This window comes from Gammaproteobacteria bacterium (genome assembly GCA_015709635.1).
GTDB lineage: Bacteria > Pseudomonadota > Gammaproteobacteria > Burkholderiales > Nitrosomonadaceae > Nitrosomonas.
The window spans coordinates 1-21,205 of the sequence record CP054180.1 but is presented as its reverse complement, the minus strand read 5'-3'; the positions used below and the strand labels follow the sequence as shown (position 1 = coordinate 21,205).

Here is a 21,205-nt window from a genome sequence, read left to right as displayed (position 1 = left end):
GCGCGCCGCTTGGGAAAAATGAATTGCAAGCGGTGTTCGGATAATCCAACTTGCAATTCACTCACACCAACAACTAATAATCGCCGGTTCCCAGCGTTCGCATGTCATTCTTGATAAATCTTATGCCACTGATGCCGCGCGCAACCGCCAGCGCTTTATCGATATCATCCCGTGAATTGACAGTGCCGCTGAGTTCAACAACACCTTTCACGGTTCTGACATTGATTTCGAAAGGTCTCAGAGAAGGTTCATCGATAATGGCTTCGTGAACTTTGGTCGTAATGACGATATCGTCGTACTGCTCCCTGCTTCCCTCATACTTTCCCGTTGCGCAGCCAGGGAAAAAAGCGATTTGCGACACTAAGAAGAAAACGAAGAAACGGCGAGTGCAATCAAGCTGTCCCATAATGAGGTTCTCCTAAATGATTATTGGAAAATATCCCTCGTCACATTTAGATTAAAACCCTTGCGTTACTGCCTTCCGTACCTTATTCAATCCTGAATGAACAGTTTTATTGAATTTCCCGGTAAGTATCCGCAACAATCAGAATGCGAGGTATTTATGTGGACAGAGTAGCTCGCATGCATACCAGGTAAATAAAGCATTCCATTCCTGCGGTTAATATTACATGATTATCGTGCGCCGCAATCGCCTTTTTAGCGGCGCGTGGTTTGAACAAGCCCGGATTAAAACGCTGTTGCCATCAACCGGCTTTTTCCGTTGGCTGCGCCTGCGGGTTTTCCTTCAGCAGCGGAATCACCAATTTCTCCAGTTTTTTCAGATTAACGCGACCGACATAGGTTTCGACGATTTCACCGGAACGATTGATTACCACGGTATAAGGCAAAACAGACAGGCGATTACCGGCCGCTTGCGCCAGTGACCAACTGTTCAAGCTACCGACCAGCACCGGATAATTAATGCCGAATTCCTGACTGAACATTTTGACTTTGTCGGCTTGATCCAGCGCAATACCGATAAACACCAATCCTTGATCGCGGTATTTTTGCTGTGCTTCAACAAACTCGGGTATTTCCTCTTGGCACGGTGTGCACCAGGTAGCCCAGAAATTGACCACCATCACTTTCCCGAGCCATTGTGAAACCGCCTGATTCTCGCCGTGAATATCCGGCAAGCTTGCCGCGAGTATCGCCTTTGCGCCTTGCTGGCTTTCTTCACCGGATAATTGGGTTTGCTGCGCTTCTATTAGCACGGATCGCAGAAATGAACCAGCCGCCAATGCAAATATTGCCACACAAACATACAAAAAAATCTGTTTTACTTTTGACATCACGACATCCTTCGATAATCTTCCAACTTGAAAAAACTTGCTGTAGGGTTTCAGTACGCGCAAATACATAGCAAGGAGTTTTGATTTTGGCATTACTACTTCACTTCCTTCGATAATTTTCCAGCTTGAAAAAACTTACTGTAGGGTTTCAGCACACGCCTAAATCAAAACAGCATTCAGCACGGTTAAGAAATCATTTTTATTCAAGAAACCAATCACTTTGATATCAGGAATATCGTTACCCTGACGATCGACAAACAGAATACCGGGCGGCCCGAACAATTTGAATCGTTTCAGTAGCGCCGCATCTTCTGGTGTGCCATCGGTGACATCGATTTGCAGCAACACGGCCTCCTTCAGTCGCGCTTGCACTTTGGCATCGGACAACGTAAAGCGATCCATTTCCTTGCAGGAAACACACCAATCGGCATGAAATTTGACCATGATCGGCTTGCCTTTGGATTGACGAATTTGATCATCCAATTCCGCAACCGTTTTTACCCGCTGAAAAGGCAAGACGGAATAACCGGAAACAACCGCTTCATTACCATTGGCACTATTCGTTGCGGCCAAGCCGAGCTTTGAAAGCGGCTGCAATACATCGCGGCTGCCGGATAAAACACCGATCAGCATGGCGACACCGACCAGCAATGCGATCACGCCGATGCCTTTAAGAAATTTTTGCAGACCCGAAGCGCGCTCCGGCAATGGATCGATCGCGTGCAGATAAATGGCGGAAATGATCAGCAAGGCTGCCCACAACACCATATGCACCACGTCATTGATCACCGGGGAGATGATCCAAATCGCCACAGCCAGCAGCAATGCGCCAAAAAACCGTTTGATCGACTCCATCCATGCGCCGGCTTTCGGCAATAACGCACCGGCTGATGTACCCAGTAACAATAGCGGCACCCCCATACCCAGCGCCATGACGAACAATGCCGAGCCGCCCAGAATTACATCGCGCGTCTGGCTGATATACAGCAAAGCGCCCGCCAGCGGTGCCGCAACGCAAGGCCCGACGATCAGCGCCGACAATGCGCCCATACCGAACACACTGGTTAAATGCCCGCCTTTGAGATGTCCGGCTTCCTCGGACAGTTTGGTCTGTAACGTACCGGGCAATTGCAGTTCATAAAAACCGAACATCGAAAATGACAGCAACACGAAGATCACGGCAAACGTACCCAGCACCCAAGCATTTTGCAACGCCGCCGACAACATCGCGCCGGATAACCCCGCCGCCACACCGGCAATGGCGTATGTAATCGCCATTCCCATTACATATGCCAGCGCCAGGATAAATCCATGCTGTTTGGTCACATGCTTGCCGCGATTGGCAATAATCCCGGACAGAATCGGAAACATCGGAAACACGCAGGGCGTAAACGCCAGCAGCAGACCGATACCGAAAAATCCGGTCAGGATCAGCCAGAAATCACCGGTTTGAAACATCTGGTCGATTTTGTACGACTCGGTTTCAATCGCTGGCGCTTTGGACGGCATTTGAAACAATTCCGCCGCAGCATCACCGGCTCTTGCCGCAACGGCCGGACTGCTCACCGCCTCGGCAACCGCACCAACGACAGCTTTGACTGCCGGCAAGGTCAGATCGATAGCCTTATGAATCGGCGCATAACATACGCCGACCGGCTCATTGCAGCCCTGGTAAGATGCCGCCAGCGTCAGCGGCTGCTCGCCGGCAGAATCCTCGCGTTTCAGCGAAATAATGGCTTGTATCGGACTGTAATAAACCTCTGTCTGCCCAAAGGTCGCGTCTTCCTTCATTTTACCCGGCGGCAACGTGACTTTTTCAATCGTCATGCCGTCTTGTTTCGGCTCAAACGCGATTTTGTCGCGGTACAAATAATAATCCTTGGCCGGCGTCAGGTTCGCGATCAGCGTATTGCCGTCGCGCACTTCCACCGACAGCTTGAATGCTTCATCCGGCGGCAAAAGCTCTTGCGCATTGCCCTGGCCCAGTTTGATGCCCAGCCCCTGCAGCTTCTGGAACAAACTGAAAGACTTGCCTTCCTCGGCATAACCCTGAGGACTGGCTAAACATAAAATCAGTAACAAAAATTGGATTGATCGCATCGGTATTCGGTATTGTTTAATCGGATAGCGGTGTTTCAGCGGCGAGCCACTGCAAATAGGCAGGCAGTCCGCCGGTTATAGGAACCATAATCACTTCAGGAAGTTCATAAGGATGCATGATCTTGATCAACTGTTCAACCCGATCGTAGTGTTGCCGCTGGGTTTTGATCAAAACCGGAATTTCCTCAGCCGATTCAACCCCACCTTGCCAGCGATAGACTGAAGCGCACGGACTCAGCACATTGACACACGCCGCCAATTGCTGATGAATCAAAGCTTCAGCCAATTGCACAGCCGACTTTTCATCAGGAAAATTGGAGAAGATCAATACAGCTTCCATCGCGGTTGTCGGTTGATACGAAACGGTTGATTTTACCTTGCCTAGGGATTCATTGGACAGCTATGATTTTCAACTCCGGCTGCTGGGCAGGGCGCGCCAATCAGCATATACTTTGAAAAAATTCAGCGAAAGGAATTAACAAATGAAAGGGCTATTCAATTTAGTAATCGCACTATCGATCATCACCCCGGTCACGGTATTTTTCGGCTATATCATCATGGATGAAGGCGATCAATTTACTACTGAACACTATATGGTAACCGCGCTAAGCACAGTTCCATTCATTTTTGCCTTACTCGTCAAGTTTCTGATGTCGGGTGCGGAAAAGTAATAACACCCGAGTAATTCTCCCAAAAGACCCTGATAAATTCGCGCAACCCTTGCAGCAGGTTGCACGAAAAATCTTTGCATCTCTCTCAACAGCCGTTCTCGGTTCAATTACATTCCAATCACCGGATATAAAGCTGTCATTAAAAAGAAGCTTTTGCAAAAAGCTCTAAAGAGCCGCTGCTATCTTCCGTAAAACACTATTTGGTTTTTGTACAAAAATCTCCTCAGGGAAACTCTGAAAAAGCAGCGAGCGATAATCAGGCAAGGCGAAGTCAGGTGAAAAGCGTGGTTTACGCGTGATAAATGAGCATTTTGAGCCGATTTCAACACAGCATGACCGAGCACAGTCATTCTTTTAGCGCTTTCTTAAGGGATTTTTTTTACAACATATTACTTAACCGTCTATTTCAGTGGCCCGTTATCAAGCCAACTAATAAAGACAACTTATCGACAATGGAGCAAATACCATGACGCTGTTAAATCGTATGAATATGTCACAGAAGCTAACTATCCTGGTTGTATTTTTACTGCTAATAGCGGCTGTGCCGATGACACTTTACGTAAATACAGCGATCACCGATCTCGATTCTACAAAGCGCGAAGTAGCGGGCGCAGGACCAGCCATTGCTTTACAGAAAGTCGTGCAATATGTTCAACAGCATCGCGGCACATCGGCTGCATTGCTTGGCGGTAATGACTCAGTGGCTAACCGTTTATCGGAAATCCAGCGCGAGCTGAATAAAGCAGTCGACATCGTCGATGCCAAACTGAAAGAAGCGGAAATATCCGCTAAAACCGCATCATTCTGGTCGCTGCAAAAACAGCGCATCGTTGAAATTGCGCAAGCCGTCACCGCACGCCAGCTCAAAACAACGGAAAGCACCGCCCAGCATACTAAGCTGATTGCGGATATTTTGTTCATTAACGAAGAAATACTGGAAGAATCGGGGCTGGTGCTGGATCCGGTTGCCAGCACTTATTTCCTGATGAATGCATCGCTGATCAATGCACCTAAGTTAGCTGAAAATATGGGACAAATGCGTGCACTAGGTACAGGTTTTCTGTCCGCCGGCAGTCTGACCGATGAAGGACGCGCCAAGCTGATGGGTATGTTTAGTAACGTCAGTATGTTTTTCTCGGATTTTATGCGTAATATTGAAAGAGCAACACAATCCGACATGGCCATGAAAGCGGCCCTGGAATCAAAAAGCAGTGAAGTTAAAGCGCTGATCGACAAGACATTGCACATGACCAATCAGGAATTGATTCAAGCAAAGGAATTAAAACTGCCGGCAAACGAGTATCTTGCGGAATACACGCGTACCATCGATAACATTTATTCATACAATTCGATTGCCGCTGAAAATCTCGTACAGACGCTTGAAGCCCGGTCGCAAGATTTGCAGCAAGGAGTATCCATCATGATTGGCCTATTGGCTCTTGCGCTCGCATCGGCAATAGCGTTTTCCATCATGATCGTGCGCAGCATTACGCTGCCAATGCAGGAAGCCATTGCTGTAGCAAATGCGGTGGCATCCGGTGATCTGACCAGCCGCATTGAAGTCAATTCGTCCAATGAAACGGGCCGCCTGCTGCAAGCACTGAAAACGATGAACGACAATCTGGTCGATCTGGTAGGTAAAGTACGCTCGGGAACCGATCAAATCACAACGGCATCGGGAGAAATCGCGTCGGGCAACTCGGATTTAAGCCAACGTACGGAAGAACAGGCATCCAGCCTGGAAGAAACCGCATCGTCGATGGAAGAACTGACATCGACAGTCAAACAGAATGCGGATAATGCGCGTCAGGCGAACCAGCTGGCTGCAGGCGCTTCGGAAGTTGCGATGAAAGGCGGCGCAGTGGTCGGACAAGTGGTGCACACCATGAAATCAATCAACGAAAGCTCGCATAAGATAGTAGACATCATCAGCGTGATCGACGGCATTGCCTTCCAAACCAATATCCTGGCGCTGAATGCTGCTGTGGAAGCGGCGCGTGCCGGTGAGCAAGGCCGTGGTTTTGCTGTCGTTGCTACGGAAGTGCGCACACTGGCACAACGCTCGGCGGCAGCGGCGAAAGAGATCAAGGAACTGATCGGTGATTCGGTGGCGAAAGTGGAAGACGGCACGCGCCTGGTTGACGAAGCGGGAGCGACCATGGATGAAATCGTCAGTGCGGTAAAACGCGTAACGGACATCATGAGCGAAATCTCGGCAGCATCGCAGGAACAAAGCTCCGGCATCGAACAAGTCAACCAAGCGGTAACACAGATGGACGAAGTCACGCAACAAAATGCCGCGTTGGTGGAAGAAGCGGCAGCAGCAGCGGAATCGATGCAGGAACAAGCGCAAGCACTAACACAGGCGATAAGCACCTTCAGACTATCGGGAAACCACTCAGAGTCAACGATGATGGTCAAAAGAAGTAACCGGCCTTCGCCTGCCAAGCTACCTAAACGCGGACCGGCGACTAGAAAAACAGTAGCGAAACCTAATGCAGAAACTGCACCTACCGCAATGCTACCGGCCCAACCGCGCAAGGTAGCAGCCGGCGGCGGTCAGGACTGGGAAGAATTCTAAAATTCCGGCAACGGCAGGTTGATCAATCCAATCGACCTGTTCTTTCCTGATCACCGGCCAGCGCGCCTGGCGAACATTCGCAGGCGCGCTGGTAAGCCAAAGCAGCAACCGCCAGATCCCCCAGCGCCAATCCCCGGAACACAAATGCCGTGCGCTCGCTCTCAGTACCGCGGCCAGCCGCATCACCGGTTACCAACCTGGTCAGATCACCACGCACCAATGCCGGATCGACCAATGGTTTAGGCATGCTGGCTTCCTGCTCCAGATCATCGACGATGATGCGATCCAGCACGGATAAGCTGTCAGCCAGCCACGGCGCTGCCAGATCGGTCATGGTGACAAAAGCGCCGGGTTTCAACCAGCGTGCATCCAAAAAGGGGATCAGTTGCGGCGACAAGGTCACGGACGTAACGATCAAATCCGCATCGCAAATCGCTTCCTGTGCGGTTTTACTCGCCACCGCTGCCAGTCCCATCTTTTCCACGCTGCGGCAAAAGGCATCGCGGCTTGCCGTTCCGCGGCCGAAGGCATGTACACGCTTAAGCGGAAACAGCGCGGCGAAAGCCTGCAGATGACTGTGCGCTTGCACGCCGCAGCCGATGAACGCCGCGACGACGGCATCCGGCCGCGCCAACCGTTTGGCCGCAACCGCGCTCAGCCCGGCGGTGCGCACCGCGGTGACCCAATTGCCGTCGAGTACCGCCAGCGGCAAACCGCTGCGGCTGTCGAGCAAAGTTACCAGCGCGTTGATGCTGGCCAACCCGTGTTTCGGGTTATCCGGATTCAGCACCAAAGCTTTAACAGCCAGAAACGGCGGATCATCGGCAGCCGCCAGTGTCGCCATCATATAGCGGCCATCGGGCGGCGTGATCACTGCTTTGGGCGCATTCCAGACTTGCTGGCGCTGGCGGCCAAGCAGCAGATGCTCGATGCTGAGCGCTATTTGCTGCGGCGTTAATTGCAAGGATTGCAATAAATCCGGGGATAAATAGCGGATATCTGAACTTTGTCGCATGTCATCGGGTCTGTGCATGATCCTTGGTGGGCTTCCAGGAATTTTGAAAATTTGTCATCGTTTTTTAACCGCCGGCTGCTATAATACGGCCCCCACAGCAGCAACTAACAGCTTATTTTTTGAGGAATTATTTATGTCTCGTCCAATCCGCAATATCGCCATCATCGCGCACGTCGACCACGGTAAAACCACCATGGTCGACAAGCTTTTGCACCAAGCCGGCACCTTCGCGGCGCATCAGCAAATCTCCGAACGCGTGATGGATTCCAATGATATCGAGCGTGAACGCGGCATTACCATTTTAGCCAAGAATTGTGCCATCGACTACGAAGGGGTTCATATCAACATCGTCGATACGCCGGGTCATGCGGATTTCGGCGGTGAGGTCGAGCGCGTGTTATCGATGGTCGACGGCGTGTTGCTGCTGGTCGATGCGGTCGAAGGCCCGATGCCGCAAACCCGCTTTGTCACCAAAAAAGCGCTGGCGCAAGGCTTGCGTCCGATCGTCGTGATCAACAAGATCGACCGTCCCGGTGCGCGTGCCGATTGGGTGGTCGATCAAACCTTCGACCTGTTCGACAAGCTGGGCGCCAACGACGAGCAACTGGATTTTCCCGTGGTCTATGCTTCGGCATTGAACGGCTTTGCCACGCTGGATATTGAAAAACCCAGCAGCGACATGCGCCCGTTGTTCGACACCATCCTCAAATACGTCCCCGCTCCTGAAGGCAATCCTGACGAGCCCTTGCAACTGCAAATCAGCGCGCTGGACTACTCCAGTTTCGTCGGCCGTATCGGCATCGGCCGTATCCGCCGCGGCAAACTGCGACCCAGCCAGGAAGTCATGGTATTGATGGGCGACAAACCGCCGAAAAAAGCCAAAGTCAATCAGGTGCTCGGCTTTCACGGTTTGGAGCGGGTGCAAATGAAAGAAGCTCTGGCCGGCGACATCGTGTTGATCAACGGCGTGGAAGAACTGAGCATCGGCACCACACTGGCCGACATCGACAAACCCGAAGCGCTTCCGGTTCTTGCCGTGGATGAACCAACCCTGACCATGACCTTCCAGGTCAATACCTCGCCGTTTGCCGGGCAGGAAGGCAAATTCGTCACCAGCCGCCAGTTGCGCGAGCGCCTGGAGAAGGAATTGCTGACCAACGTCGCGCTACGCATGGAAGAAACCAACGAAACCGATTCGTTCCTAATTTCCGGGCGCGGTGAATTGCATCTGACCATTCTGCTGGAAAACATGCGCCGCGAAGGTTATGAGCTGGCGGTGTCGCGCCCGCACGTCGTGATCCGCGAAATCGACGGCGTCAAGTGCGAACCGTTTGAGATGCTCACCGTCGACGTCGACGAAGCCAATCAAGGCGCAGTGATGGAAGCCCTGGGCGCGCGCCGCGGTGATTTACAGGACATGGTATCGGATGCCAAAGGGCGCGTACGTTTGGACTATCGCATTCCGGCGCGCGGCCTGATCGGTTTTCAGTCGGAATTCATGACCATGACGCGCGGCACCGGCCTGATGAGCCACGTGTTCGACGAATTCGCGCCGATGCGTCCGGAAATTCCGCCACGCCGCAACGGTGTGCTGATTTCCTCGGAACATGGCGAAGCGGTAGCGTACGCACTGTGGAAACTGCAAGACCGCGGCCGCATGTTCGTCAGCCCCGGCGACCGTCTGTACGAAGGCATGGTGATCGGCATCCATACGCGCGATAACGACTTGGTGGTCAATCCGATCAAAGGTAAGCAACTGACCAACATCCGCGCATCCGGCACCGACGAAGCCGTAGTGCTGACGCCGCCGATCCAACTGACACTGGAATCCGCAATCGAATTCATCGCCGACGACGAACTGGTGGAAATCACCCCGAAAACCATCCGTATCCGCAAACGCTTTTTGCTCGAACACGAACGCAAACGTGCTTCACGTGCAGCCGCTTAAAAGCTGATCTTCAAAAAAAGCAAGCGCGCCGGTACGATCGATACCGGCGCGCTTGTTTCTTTCTGCTGCAATAATCTGTTTGTTAATTCGCTTTCGTTTTACTGCTTTTCAGCAAATTGGGCGGCGGCCCGATCGGCTCGAAGTTTTTCAACAGCGGCACATCGCTTTTGCTAATCGAGCGGATATCCATATCGTACGAGCCGTGCGGTCCCCAACTACCGGTGAATTGCTTGCCGTCTGGTGTAAAGGTCCAACACATATCCTCGCCGCCGGTATTGACCGCATCGCCGAGATTGACCGGCTCCTGCCATTCGCCATCGGCATTCTGCCGCGCAATCCACTCGTCATGCCCGCCGCGCGAACCCAGATCGGTGCGCATGCTGGTGATGATCAGACTCTTGCCGTCTTTCGATAGCCCAGTCCAATGCATGTGATCGCGCTGTGGTGAATTGATTTTCGCTCCCAGACTGACCGGTTTCTGCCACACACCGTCTTTTTTCTCAACTTTCCAGATATCGCTATCCTGCGTCACGCCGGGCTGGTGATAACTGAAATAAATCAGGCTGTCGGACGCGATAATCGGACAATGCTCCTCACCGGTCGAGGTATTGAGGCTCGGCAATTCCGGCACATCGTTCCAGTTTCTGGCCGCCTGCCACACCCCGTCGACTTTCTGCACCACGTACAAATCGCCGGACAGCATATTGCCCGGCTCGTAACGGGTGAAATAAATCACATTGCCGTCATCGGAAAAGCTCGGCTCCAGCTCCCACGCCGAGGTATTGATGTTCGGTCCCACCGTGGGATCGATTCCCGGCCCCAAATGAACCGGCTCCTGCCACTCACCGTTGACCAGATGGGACATCCAGATATCGAAACTGTAGTTACCGCCGGGCGATTGAACACTGCCTTCGCGCGTCGACACAAAAATCGCCGTCTTGCCGTCGGCGCTGTACGTGATCTCCATTTCCGATCCAGGCGAATTGATTTTCCCGCCGAGACTGTTCGAGACTCTGGGCTGCTCCGTCGCCGCCCCGCTGCCGGAACCATGCATGCCCGGTATGGCATACGAAACACCCTGCGCCAGGATGAGCGCCAGCGGGATGGAATAAAGTTTTGGCATCAAAAGATTCTTTTTCATTGATTGACCCTCCATTTTAGGTAGCTTTGGCTTTTAGGAAGAATAGGCTGATGCACCTGGTATTGCAATTTGATTTTTTGCGAGTGATATGAAGAGTCGTATATGCTGAATACCATCAGGTATCGCCACTATTTCTTTCCTGCCATACTGCAAATTCCAGCGGCCGCAGGCCAAAACGAATGACATTGCCGGAATGCAGATTCTGAAATTCCTCCATGGCCAGCGCGACGAAACGTTCACGATCAATCTCGGCCACAGTATCAGGCACTTGGGACAGGATCGCTGCCAAATCGGCTTTAGCACCGCTACGAACAATAGCCGCAACAAGCGCCGACAATTGCGTGCGATAGCGAAGGCGTACAGCATCCGGCGGGATCAGCTGCTGGCGCACTGCGACGTATTGCTGGCAGGAACGCTCGTAGGCACGTATAAAGATGTCGCGTAACAGCTCCACTCGATTGAGTTCGTAGACGCCGAGCAGCCCTTCGATGTAATCCTTTGAAGCGACATCAATGAACGACAGTGGTGAGAGATTGTTCCGGATGAAGGGAATATTGGCAGCCAGCCGGGAAACGCGTTTATTGACATCCTCAAACGGTTGCAGGTACGGCAGATGCACCATCAGGAAGAAAGCTTGCTCAAAGGGATCGAGAATTTCCGCCGCCATCTCGATAACGACACTGAACAGCTCTTCGATACGCTGAGGCAAGGCGATCGGCAAATAAACACTGCCACCGATTTCGACCGGCCGGCTACGGAGGCGGCCGCAAGTTGCGGGATCGGGCATGAGACCATCCGACAAAAAGGCATGTAACGCGATGATTGTTTCCGGATTAACACCCACATGTTCGGTATCACGCACCAGATACTCAATCGCCGCCTTATGGTTGAGGATCATCTGAGTTTCCAGCGCATCCTTACCGGTGGCGGCTTGCCCGTATTCGATGAGGCGTTCGGTATCGAGCCGCGAATAGGTGTTACCCTCCAGTTGCGACGAGGCCCAGGAAAGATCAATCAATAAACGGTTGAGAATGTCGCGGGCAAAAGTACCCGCCGGAGCGTCTTCAACCTTTGGCGTGGCCGGACGGCCGAGGTTGTGCAATTGCGTGCGCAAAGATTCGGGGAGATAAGCTGTACTGTTCGGGGTATATTGCTCCAGGAAAGACTGCTTGTAACTGACCGGTGCCCGCTGTTGCCGGGACTGACGCACATAGTGCCGGATCTCTTCCCCCTCCGGCGATACCGGAGTATCAACCTCGGTGCCCGGCGAAGCTGCGGTTAAAGCCGGTTCATGAATCCGGGCATAGATTATTTGGGATTGGCGATAGCGCAGACTCGGACCTTTACCGGAAACAAACACCCTTTTTTGATCGGTCAAGTTTGCAAGACGGCGCTGCAACGTACGGCGGCTGACTATCTCTGCCAATGCTGCATGCAGCACGTCGATACCGACACCTTCGACGTGCCGGGCAATCTCGGCTTCGATCCGTTCGTTCAAGTCATCAGTTAGTTTTTTTGGCATAACAAGATTATTTGACGCGATAGGGAGATTATTACGCCAAAAGATTAACTTTATTGGCGCGATTTGTCAAAATTTGCGCCAATCATCAGTGATTGATTGAAATGCCCTTTTTACAATGAATTAAGTCAATTGTGACCGGACAACTCGTTGTCCGCAAGCTTGATGATCACGCTATGAAATCCTGTATTTATTTCTGAATAAAGCGGAATTTGCCACTTGGCTGGCTGAATTCCGAATGTTCAAGTTTGGCCAGGAGCGGAAGTTCGCTTAGTAGCGTGTGGATCCGCTTGAGCACTGACTGTTGCGACTCGGATTCGACGGCAAATAATGTGCACGATCGATGCCAGCGGTTTGTTGGCTGTCTCACACATATAATTAAAGCCTGTTGAACTGGGCATTCTCAATTACTATAGAACGTGGGTGGTATCAAAGTGTCATCGTACTTGAGGCTGCGGTAAAACGTTCCATCCTCCCATGTTGGTTGATATAACGGGGGCTCCCAAAGCCATTTTGGCTCGCCGGCTGCTACTGCCTCGGAGTGGGCAATAAGTTGATATGTTGAAATTAGTTTGTACCTTTCCGACATTGCAGATGTAATATCTGAATGCCAAATTCTCTCAATGGCGGCGGCGCGTACCTGTAGCTCCGCAATCCATTCGGCGCGCGCTTGGGAGTCCAAGCATTCTGTCAGATATCCTACAACCGGGAAATCAAAAGAGCTCTTTTCCACACGGAATAGACTTTTGGAATGCTCTGTGCGCCCAAAATCCCATCTCTTCCATCTATCAAACGCTGCGGTCCATAGCCGCTGTCGGTCGCATGCAGGAGCCTTCTTCCGGAAAACCGTCAGCGCAGTTGCAATTTCGTCCCGTCCAAAATCAGAAACCCCCGAGATGGACGATACATATGCGTCGAGCGCCTCGCCTGAAGCGCTGGCAAGAGTGTTTCCCAGAGCTTCTTGAAGTTGCGGATAGCGCCCCGGGTATTTATTCAGGACGGCTAGCCATCGCGCCCACTCGTCGGGGACTTTGGCCGCTTCAGACAAAAGGATTTGCCACTCCACTGGGTAGCCCTCGCTGCCACTTTCGGCACATCTTACTGAGTGGTACAGCGCCCAGAATTTGAATGTCCAGTTCGTGCTTGCGATGGCGAGTTGCAGGGATTGGGCGGCAGGTGCGTGGAAGACGTAGGCAGCAATCTCAAAGAAGTCATTCTCTTCTTCAAGGATGGATTTTAGGCGTGGGTAGTCAAACCGATACAGCGCGGCCGACGCATGCTGTTTAGCTGGAGACCGAATTTCCACCCATAGATGATTCACTACCCATTCCACCGATTTCCAATCCTTCGACGCGACGTCGGCGAAAAGCACCTGAATCTCATTGGCGCTGTAGCGAGCGCCGGCGAGAATTTCTTGACCATCAGCCCTATTTTTTTTGATTATTTTGGTCAGGGTTATGGTCAGCAGTTCTGGAACATTTGAGACTGCCTTCGCCAATTCATTCCACAGCAGGGCATCACACTCGAGCAGGGCTGCGAGTGCCAATATATTCGTCAAGCTTTGCTCTGGATTTGTGGCGTCTTTGGGGAATGTACGGAGCTGTTCAGTAAGCCAAGCAAACAAACCGTCGAACTGTTCAAGCTCGGAACCCTCCATTTCCTCTTTATATGAACATAGAAACGGAAACTCTTCGCATAACTTCGACGAGACCGCGTCGAACGCCTCTACTCCTCTCTCAACGAGGGATAGATTCAAGGAGGTCGGTTTATATGGTCGCGCTCTTGTGGCCCTGTCGGCAATTCCAACGAGGATATTGCGTTGCTTCATGAGTATTTCCAGATTAGGTGTTCAGGCTGGTTACTTTGATCCCAGAAAGCTTTGAATGCCTGTAGCACGGGCTCCGGGTAAGCCACCTCCTGAACGATACAATGCTGCGCGCCGATATGGTTGATGGACGCCCCCAGGGACCAGACTCGCGTTCGATCGCGCCCCAGGCCAGGAAATATCAGGAAGCGGTCATGGAAGCTTCCCTGAATACCCCAGCTCATACGGAACTCGAGCTTCATGTTAGACGGACCGATGAACGCCTTATCCAGCGTATCCTGTTGAGCCTTGATCCAAGCTTCCCGGGCAGTGGTCACCTCGATGTCCGTTCCGTCATCATCCTCGTCGTCACAAGAGCTCTTCTTCGACGGCTTTGCCGAAGTCAATCCCCAGAGCTCCGTTCCTGCGTCCGTGCAGAACGCAAGTGTGTTGAGGACATCGTTCGCTGAAAGGTACGGGTCCCACAGGTATATCGCGCCTTGACTTGCAGTCCGGATGAGGTGGCGGATGTCCTCAAGGGCTCGCCGTTGCTCCTCCTGCGGGCTTGCATTGCCGTTGCCGTACTGCACGAACCTACGGGACGCTACGAGTTGCTTCATGCGGGCCTTGAGCTCTCGCCTTGCTCGCCAGTCGACCTCCTCTGGACGCCGTGGCTGCCTATGGCCGCGCCAGCCGCCAGCAGGTTCCGTGAGGCCGATTTCATGCGTCTCGACAGTGTTGACTGGCCCCTTTACCTTGAATCGGCGCGGCTGCTCGATTCCAGTACTCATATACGATTCGACCCGCCACTTTCCGTCGGGGGCGAGGAGCGGGGCCGTCGCGGCCAGCAGGAGCTGCTTCTGCGTGTCCCATACTGAGAAGCGGAGGTCGCCGGACGTGGAAGGAATGTCCAGGCTCGCGGCACCCACGGGAAACTCAAAACGCGCTAGGGAAGCGATTAACCCATCCTGTTCGACACGGTATTCCCCAACCACCGGCCTGGCAGCGATTTCGGGGTGCCAGGCCATGCGGAGGTACACTGGCATGCCAGGGGGGCGCCGGAACTCAGCAATCAGGGCACTCGACGGAATCTGGAACAACACGTCGCCGATGCGGTCAGGCACGCGCGCAATGTTCAATGGCAGCATCGTGGTGAGCCACTCGGACAGCTCCTCGAAGAGGACATCGTCCCGAACGAGGTCTGTCAACGTCGACTTGCCCTCATCTTTGAGTTCGATTACATACGAACCGGACCAGAAGTTGTTCTTCAGGACTGCGTTAAGGGGAACCTCGGTGCGCGAATCGGGGGGGCAGAACATCGGCGGCGCAGCCACGAGTCTGCCTACCTGGAGGGCTTTCTGATCCAGAGGAATCCAAACTCCGGTATGGCCGTAATGCTCGATGCACGCCAGCAGTTCAATAATTCCTATAGGGCGCTTGGTAACTCTAAAGCTCCACCCCTCCAAGCCCTTGAGCTTCCTTGATTTTTTGTCCAAGAAGAGCTGTTTTGGCTCTGGAGGTCGCTCGCCGGGCTCTGCGACATAAATGGAAAAGATGTTTCGCACGAGCACCTCATCGGTGGTCTGCACGGGACTGAAAGCAATGACCTCAACCGCCTCAAACCAGGTGTAGTTCCCCAGCAGCCCTGGCTCAAGAAGCTCTTTAAGCCCTGTTACTGTGTCAAGCATGTTTTTTCGCCGCTTGGAATGATCCATCCGTGCCTCTAAATCACGTATATATACATCGCGCTAGCTATGCAATGCCTGATTCTCAAGTTCCTGTTGGTAACGTCCGCAACTGCCACGAAGCAGTCTAATGTGCTCGAAAGTTGACTGACCAGAACAAGTCATAACCAGTCGATCAGCAATTTTCTACGTGGATAAGTGGAGCGCCACTACCATAAATTCTGAGATTTTATTCAGAAATTATTTGATCCGACAATCAGATAGCTTAAATATCAATATTCGTCGCCCTCAACGCATTCTTCTCAATAAACGCCCGGCGCGGTTCGACGACGTCGCCCATCAGTGTGGTGAAGATTTCATCGGTGAGGATGCTGTCTTCGATTTGCGCGCGCAGCAGGCGGCGGTTTTGCGGGTCCATGGTAGTTTCCCAGAGCTGGCTCGGGTTCATTTCGCCGAGGCCTTTGTAGCGCTGGATGTTGATGCCTTTTTTCGCTTCGTCCAGCAGCCATTCCAGCGCTTGTTTGAATTCGCTGACGTTTTGTTTACGCTCGCCGCGTTGCACGTGAGCGCCTTGGCCGATCAGGCCGTCGAACACCTGTGCGGTTTTGCGGATTTGTTCATAGTCGCCGCTATCGAGGAAATCGCTGTCCAGGTAGCTGGTGACGGTGTTGCCGTGCATCATGCGCATGATTTTGAGGCGGTAGCGCTCATGAATTTCGTCGAATTCCGCGGCGATTTCGACATCTTTGACACGCCCAGCCAAACGGACTGCGCTGTCCGCCGCGGCTTGACCGTTGCTTAAATCGACATCGGGCTGGCGCAGCAGTGCATGCATGACGGTGCTGTCGATGGCCTGGCTCATGCGCTCGATGACCGCTTCCGCGAGGATATATTCATTGGCGATTTTTTCCAGTGTGTCGCCGCTCAACGGCGGCTTGGTCTCGCCAGGGTGTAGTTCGGCGCCATCGAGCGCGAGGCTGAGCATATATTGCTTCAACTCATGGTCGTCCTTGACGTAGCGTTCCTTTTTGCCGTGCTTGATTTTGTACAGCGGCGGTTGCGCGATGTACACGTGGCCGCGTTCGATCAGTTCCGGCATCTGGCGGTAGAAAAACGTCAGCAGCAACGTGCGGATATGCGAGCCGTCGACATCCGCGTCGGTCATGATGATGATGCGGTGATAGCGCAGTTTGTCCGGGTTGTATTCGTCCTTGCCGATGCCGGTACCCAACGCGGTGATCAGCGAAATAATTTCCTGCGACGAGATCAATTTATCAAAACGGGCTTTTTCCACGTTCAGGATTTTGCCCTTGAGCGGCATGATCGCCTGGAATTTGCGGTCGCGCCCTTGTTTGGCGGAACCGCCGGCGGAATCGCCCTCGACCAGGTACAGTTCGCACAATTCCGGATTTTTCTCCTGACAATCGGCCAGTTTACCCGGCAACCCCATGCTGTCGAGCACGCCTTTCCGGCGTGTTAATTCGCGCGCCTTGCGGGCGGCTTCGCGCGCGCGGGCGGCGTCGATGATCTTGTTGCATATGGTTTTGGCGTCGACTGGGTTTTCCAGCAGATATTCGGAAAACTTTTGCGATACGACTTCTTCCACGACGGGCCGCACTTCCGACGACACCAGTTTTTCCTTGGTTTGTGACGAGAATTTGGGTTCGAACAGTTTCACCGACAGTACGCACGACAAACCTTCGCGCATATCGTCGCCGGAGGTTTCCACTTTGGCTTTTTTCGCCAGTTCGTTTTTTTCGATGTAACCGTTCAGCGTGCGCGTCATCGCTGCGCGCAGGCCGGTCAAATGCGTGCCGCCGTCCTTTTGCGGGATGTTGTTGGTAAAGCACAGCACTTGCTCGGTATAGCTATCGTTCCATTGCATCGCGACTTCGACGGCAATGTTGTCTTTAGTGCCGATGGTGTAAAAAATCGCTGGATGCAGCACGGTTTTGCTGCGGTTGATGTATTCGACGAAGTTTTTGATGCCGCCGGTAAAGGCGAAGTTTTCGTCCTTACCAGTGCGCTGGTCGATCAAATGAATTTTCACGCCATTGTTCAGAAACGACAGCTCGCGCAGGCGCTTGGCAAAAATATCGTAATGGAATTCGACATGGCCGAAAATGCCCTTGCTGGCGAGAAAATGCACTTCGGTGCCGTGCCGTTCACTCTCGCCGATCACTTCCAGCGGCTTGACCGGCACGCCCATACGGAATTCCATATGATGCACCTTGCCATCACGGCGGATGGTCAGTTTCAGCCATTCCGACAGCGCATTGACCACCGATACGCCGACGCCGTGCAAACCGCCGGACACCTTGTACGAATTGTCATCAAACTTGCCGCCGGCGTGCAGTTCGGTCATGACGATTTCCGCCGCTGAGCGTTTCAGTTCATCATCCTGCTTGATGCCGGTCGGAATACCGCGGCCGTTGTCGAGCACGCTGATCGAGTTATCCGGATGCAAGGTCACGGTGATTTCATCGCAATGCCCGGCTAGTGCTTCGTCGATGGCGTTGTCGACCACTTCGAACACCATATGATGCAAGCCGGTGCCGTCGCTGGTATCACCGATGTACATACCGGGCCGTTTGCGCACGGCATCCAATCCTTTCAGGATTTTGATACTTTCGGAATCGTAATCGCTCGAACTGTCTTTAGGTACGTTGGGGTTTTGATCGCTCATTGGTCAGGATTTTCAGGGTTATGTAAGTTGCAGGAAATAGCTTCGATAGTTGCGGATTTTGCTGAGCGCTTGCTCACGTGCGGTTAAATTCTCATCGGCATGACGATATATTTAAACGCATCGTTCCCAGGTATTGTAATCAGCACACTGCTGTTGGCATTTTCAAACGCGCACAGCGCGGTTTCGCTATCCACATTGTTTAATAAATCGAGCAGATAAGTAATGTTCAGGCTGATATCCACCGATTCTTCACTGTAGTTGATTTCCAGCTCTTCCTCGGCTTCTTCCTGTTCGTTGTTTTTGCAAACGATACGCAGGTTATTTTCACTGACGATCAAGCGCACACCACGGAATTTTTCGCTTTGGTTGGACAGTATCGATACCCGTTGCAACGCTTGCAGGAAGGTTTGGCGGTTAATTTCAAACTGTTTGTTGTTCCGGGTCGGGATAACGCGGTTGTAGTCGGGAAACTTACCGTCGATCACTTTGGAAGTCAGAACAATGCCGGAGAAGGAAAACCGTACTTTGTTCTGGAAATACTCGATGGTAACCGGATCTTCGCTGTCCTCAAGCAATTTCGACAATTCATACACGGCCTTGCGCGGCAGAATGACTTCCTGTTTTTTCTGCGCCTTATCCAACATGGCTGCGATATACGCGAGACGGTGCCCGTCGGTGCCGACGCTGATCAATTGTTTTCCGTCCGTCAGCAGCAATAACCCGTTCAGGTAATAGCGGATGTCTTGTTGGGCAACCGCAAATTGCACATGGTGCAGCAGGTTTTTCAGTTCTTGTTGTTGCAGCGTAATGGCATTTTCCGATGCGGACTCTTCTGCGACTTCCGGAAAATCTTCTGCTGGCAGTATCTGCAGATTGAATGCGCTTTTGCCGGATTTAACGTACAGATGATCGTCCTGACGCGTCAGTGCGACTTCGGCGTCGCCAGCGAGTGAACGTAAAATGTCCTGCAGTTTTTTTGCCGAAACCGTCAGGGAAAAATCCTGTTTGGATGCCAAGTCCATCGCTGTAACCGTTTTAATCTGGATTTCCAGATCAGTGGTCAAAAAAGAGGTCTTTTCCGCACTTTGCCGGATCAGCACATTGGATAAGATAGGTAGTGTCTGACGGCGTTCGACGATTCCGGTTACGGTTTGTAGCGGTTTCAACAACGTATCCCGGTTGGTTTTAATTAAAAGCATTTAAATAAAAAAATAGTAATAAATAGATAAGGCCTGTCATTCTTTTGTATCGTTTCTAACATCTTCTGAATATCAACAAGATAGCATAAATTTTTTGTTTGTATAGCGACGGTATAGTGCCGGGATAGTTTGTGGATAAAAATGGCGCGTTTTTTAAAACACGAGTTATACACAAGCTATTCAACCGTTATCAACCTCGTAAAATGAGGATCAGCGCGTTGAAATCCCGGTTCACGATCGGATCGGAAACGCGCAGTTCGTTGATTTTGCGGTAGCCGTGCAACACGGTGGTATGATCCCGACCGCCGAACGCTTCACCGATATCCGGTAAACTCAATGACGTCAATTCCTTGGCGATGGCCATCGCCATTTGCCGCGGGCGTGCGACGATACGTGAGCGCTTCTTCGAATACATTTCCGATACTTTGATTTTGTAGTAATCGGCGACAGTTTTCTGGATGTTTTCGATCGAAATCTGCCGACTTTGTACCGCAAGCAAGTCCTTCAGCGCTTCTTTCGCCAGATCCAGCGTGATTTCCTGACCGACGAAACGCGAAAAAGCCAGCACGCGCTTCAATGCGCCTTCCAGTTCGCGCACATTGGAACGGATGTGCTTGGCGATGAAAAAGGCGACGTTTTCGTCCAGGCGGATTTTTTCCATCTCGGCTTTTTTCAACAGGATCGCCACACGCATTTCCAGTTCCGGCGGCTCGACCGCAACCGTCAACCCCCAGCCGAAGCGCGATACCAGCCGTTCTTCCAGACCGGTGATTTCCTTCGGATAGGTATCGCAGGTGATGATCACTTGTTTGTGCGTTTCGACCAGCGCGTTAAAGGCGTAGAAAAATTCTTCCTGCGTGCGGTTTTTGCCGCCAAAGAACTGTACATCATCCACCAGCAGCAGGTCGAGCGAATGGTAGTACAGCTTGAACTTGTCGAACGCTTTGTGCTGGTAGGCGCTGACGACGTCGGACACGTATTTTTCCGCGTGCACGTAGCGAACCTTGGCACCTTTGTCGTTTTCCTGCACGTAATTGCCGATCGCTTGGATCAAATGGGTTTTTCCCAGACCTACACCGCCGTAGATGAACAGCGGGTTGTACGCGATGCCGGGCGATTCCGCTACCTGAATCGCTCCGGCGCGGGCGAGCTGGTTGGCTTTGCCGGTGACGAAATTGTCAAAAGTGAAATTGGGGTTCAGGCCGCTGGGGTTTTTCCGCGCAGGCTGATAGGCGGTTTTCGACTCCGGTTTCGCTTCTTGCTGAACTTCGACCGGTGCTGCACCGGGCGAGGCGGCTTTTGCTTCTGTTTGTTCGGTAAGTTTCAGGTGAAACTGGATTTTTCTGTCGAAATACGCCTGCGCCATGTCTTCGATGTGCGCGATGAAGTTATCCTTGATCCATTGCAAGACAAAGCGGTTCGGTGCGATCAATATCACCTCGTTGTTGCTATTCAACACGGGATCGACCTGTAATGGCTTGATCCAGGTGTTGAATTGCTGCGCATTGAGCTCTTTTCTAAAATGATCGAGACAAGATAGCCAGAACGTATTCAGCGATTGCAT

14 protein-coding genes and 1 pseudogene are annotated in these 21,205 nt (G+C 52.2%); 3 read left to right on the top strand and 12 right to left on the bottom strand.

What is annotated here, in order from left to right:
- Positions 1-73: 73 nt before the first annotated feature.
- The 4 genes from HRU78_00075 to HRU78_00060 form a co-directional block, all read right to left on the bottom strand.
- A complete protein-coding gene (locus HRU78_00075) occupies positions 74-406 on the bottom strand; it encodes a BON domain-containing protein (protein ID QOJ22231.1) in 333 nt (110 codons plus the stop codon).
- Between the two features lie 298 nt (positions 407-704).
- Entirely contained in the window at positions 705-1,292 is a 588-nt protein-coding gene (locus tag HRU78_00070) for a TlpA family protein disulfide reductase (GenBank protein ID QOJ22230.1), read from the bottom strand.
- A 159-nt stretch (positions 1,293-1,451) separates the two neighbouring features.
- Positions 1,452-3,392 (bottom strand): protein-disulfide reductase DsbD, encoded by a 1,941-nt coding sequence (gene dsbD, locus HRU78_00065; protein QOJ22229.1) that lies wholly within the window; start codon positions 3,390-3,392, stop codon positions 1,452-1,454.
- A gap of 16 nt (positions 3,393-3,408) precedes the next feature.
- Positions 3,409-3,732: a divalent-cation tolerance protein CutA gene (locus tag HRU78_00060; protein ID QOJ22228.1), complete on the bottom strand. Its 324-nt coding sequence runs from the start codon at positions 3,730-3,732 to the stop codon at positions 3,409-3,411.
- A 142-nt stretch (positions 3,733-3,874) separates the two neighbouring features.
- Between HRU78_00060 and HRU78_00055 the strand changes: the two genes are divergently transcribed.
- The gene (locus HRU78_00055) at positions 3,875-4,063 is read left to right on the top strand and encodes a hypothetical protein (protein QOJ22227.1); all 189 of its coding nucleotides are present in this window, start codon (positions 3,875-3,877) and stop codon (positions 4,061-4,063) included.
- A gap of 1,414 nt (positions 4,064-5,477) precedes the next feature.
- Positions 5,478-6,644 (top strand): annotated as a pseudogene (locus HRU78_00050) (HAMP domain-containing protein).
- A 22-nt stretch (positions 6,645-6,666) separates the two neighbouring features.
- Here the strand turns inward: HRU78_00050 and HRU78_00045 are convergent.
- The gene (locus tag HRU78_00045; protein QOJ24840.1) at positions 6,667-7,659 is read right to left on the bottom strand and encodes an ornithine cyclodeaminase family protein; all 993 of its coding nucleotides are present in this window, start codon (positions 7,657-7,659) and stop codon (positions 6,667-6,669) included.
- Between the two features lie 133 nt (positions 7,660-7,792).
- Here HRU78_00045 and typA point away from each other — a divergent pair, with 133 nt between their 5' ends.
- On the top strand, positions 7,793-9,607 hold the full coding sequence (gene typA / locus HRU78_00040) for a translational GTPase TypA (protein QOJ22226.1): 1,815 nt from the start codon (positions 7,793-7,795) through the stop codon (positions 9,605-9,607).
- A gap of 82 nt (positions 9,608-9,689) precedes the next feature.
- Here the strand turns inward: typA and HRU78_00035 are convergent, their stop codons facing one another.
- From HRU78_00035 to dnaA, 7 genes are all read right to left on the bottom strand, one after another.
- Entirely contained in the window at positions 9,690-10,748 is a 1,059-nt protein-coding gene (locus tag HRU78_00035) for a PD40 domain-containing protein (protein ID QOJ22225.1), read from the bottom strand.
- 115 nt (positions 10,749-10,863) lie between these two features.
- Entirely contained in the window at positions 10,864-12,270 is a 1,407-nt protein-coding gene (locus tag HRU78_00030; GenBank protein ID QOJ22224.1) for a Fic family protein, read from the bottom strand.
- A 400-nt stretch (positions 12,271-12,670) separates the two neighbouring features.
- Positions 12,671-14,095 (bottom strand): hypothetical protein, encoded by a 1,425-nt coding sequence (locus HRU78_00025; protein ID QOJ22223.1) that lies wholly within the window; start codon positions 14,093-14,095, stop codon positions 12,671-12,673.
- Positions 14,092-15,759, bottom strand: coding sequence for a hypothetical protein (locus HRU78_00020; GenBank protein ID QOJ22222.1), 1,668 nt, complete (start codon positions 15,757-15,759; stop codon positions 14,092-14,094). The genes HRU78_00025 and HRU78_00020 overlap by 4 nt, the downstream gene beginning before the upstream one ends.
- Before the next feature lie 262 nt (positions 15,760-16,021).
- Positions 16,022-18,442, bottom strand: coding sequence for a DNA topoisomerase (ATP-hydrolyzing) subunit B (gene gyrB, locus HRU78_00015; protein QOJ22221.1), 2,421 nt, complete (start codon positions 18,440-18,442; stop codon positions 16,022-16,024).
- An 83-nt stretch (positions 18,443-18,525) separates the two neighbouring features.
- Positions 18,526-19,641 (bottom strand): DNA polymerase III subunit beta, encoded by a 1,116-nt coding sequence (locus HRU78_00010; GenBank protein ID QOJ22220.1) that lies wholly within the window; start codon positions 19,639-19,641, stop codon positions 18,526-18,528.
- A 190-nt stretch (positions 19,642-19,831) separates the two neighbouring features.
- Complete coding sequence (dnaA, locus tag HRU78_00005) at positions 19,832-21,205, bottom strand: chromosomal replication initiator protein DnaA (GenBank protein QOJ22219.1); 1,374 nt, start codon at positions 21,203-21,205, stop codon at positions 19,832-19,834.

What these genes read in the sequence shown, in the direction of transcription:
- HRU78_00075 (QOJ22231.1), bottom strand. Translation starts at nt 406, where the DNA reads ATGGGACAGCTTGATTGCACTCGCCGTTTCTTCGTTTTCTTCTTAGTG.
- HRU78_00070 (QOJ22230.1), bottom strand. Translation starts at nt 1,292, where the DNA reads ATGTCAAAAGTAAAACAGATTTTTTTGTATGTTTGTGTGGCAATATTT.
- dsbD (QOJ22229.1), bottom strand. Translation starts at nt 3,392, where the DNA reads ATGCGATCAATCCAATTTTTGTTACTGATTTTATGTTTAGCCAGTCCT.
- HRU78_00060 (QOJ22228.1), bottom strand. Translation starts at nt 3,732, where the DNA reads ATGGAAGCTGTATTGATCTTCTCCAATTTTCCTGATGAAAAGTCGGCT.
- HRU78_00055 (QOJ22227.1), top strand. Translation starts at nt 3,875, where the DNA reads ATGAAAGGGCTATTCAATTTAGTAATCGCACTATCGATCATCACCCCG.
- HRU78_00045 (QOJ24840.1), bottom strand. Translation starts at nt 7,659, where the DNA reads ATGCGACAAAGTTCAGATATCCGCTATTTATCCCCGGATTTATTGCAA.
- typA (QOJ22226.1), top strand. Translation starts at nt 7,793, where the DNA reads ATGTCTCGTCCAATCCGCAATATCGCCATCATCGCGCACGTCGACCAC.
- HRU78_00035 (QOJ22225.1), bottom strand. Translation starts at nt 10,748, where the DNA reads ATGAAAAAGAATCTTTTGATGCCAAAACTTTATTCCATCCCGCTGGCG.
- HRU78_00030 (QOJ22224.1), bottom strand. Translation starts at nt 12,270, where the DNA reads ATGCCAAAAAAACTAACTGATGACTTGAACGAACGGATCGAAGCCGAG.
- HRU78_00025 (QOJ22223.1), bottom strand. Translation starts at nt 14,095, where the DNA reads ATGAAGCAACGCAATATCCTCGTTGGAATTGCCGACAGGGCCACAAGA.
- HRU78_00020 (QOJ22222.1), bottom strand. Translation starts at nt 15,759, where the DNA reads ATGCTTGACACAGTAACAGGGCTTAAAGAGCTTCTTGAGCCAGGGCTG.
- gyrB (QOJ22221.1), bottom strand. Translation starts at nt 18,442, where the DNA reads ATGAGCGATCAAAACCCCAACGTACCTAAAGACAGTTCGAGCGATTAC.
- HRU78_00010 (QOJ22220.1), bottom strand. Translation starts at nt 19,641, where the DNA reads ATGCTTTTAATTAAAACCAACCGGGATACGTTGTTGAAACCGCTACAA.
- dnaA (QOJ22219.1), bottom strand. Translation starts at nt 21,205, where the DNA reads ATGCAATCGCTGAATACGTTCTGGCTATCTTGTCTCGATCATTTTAGA.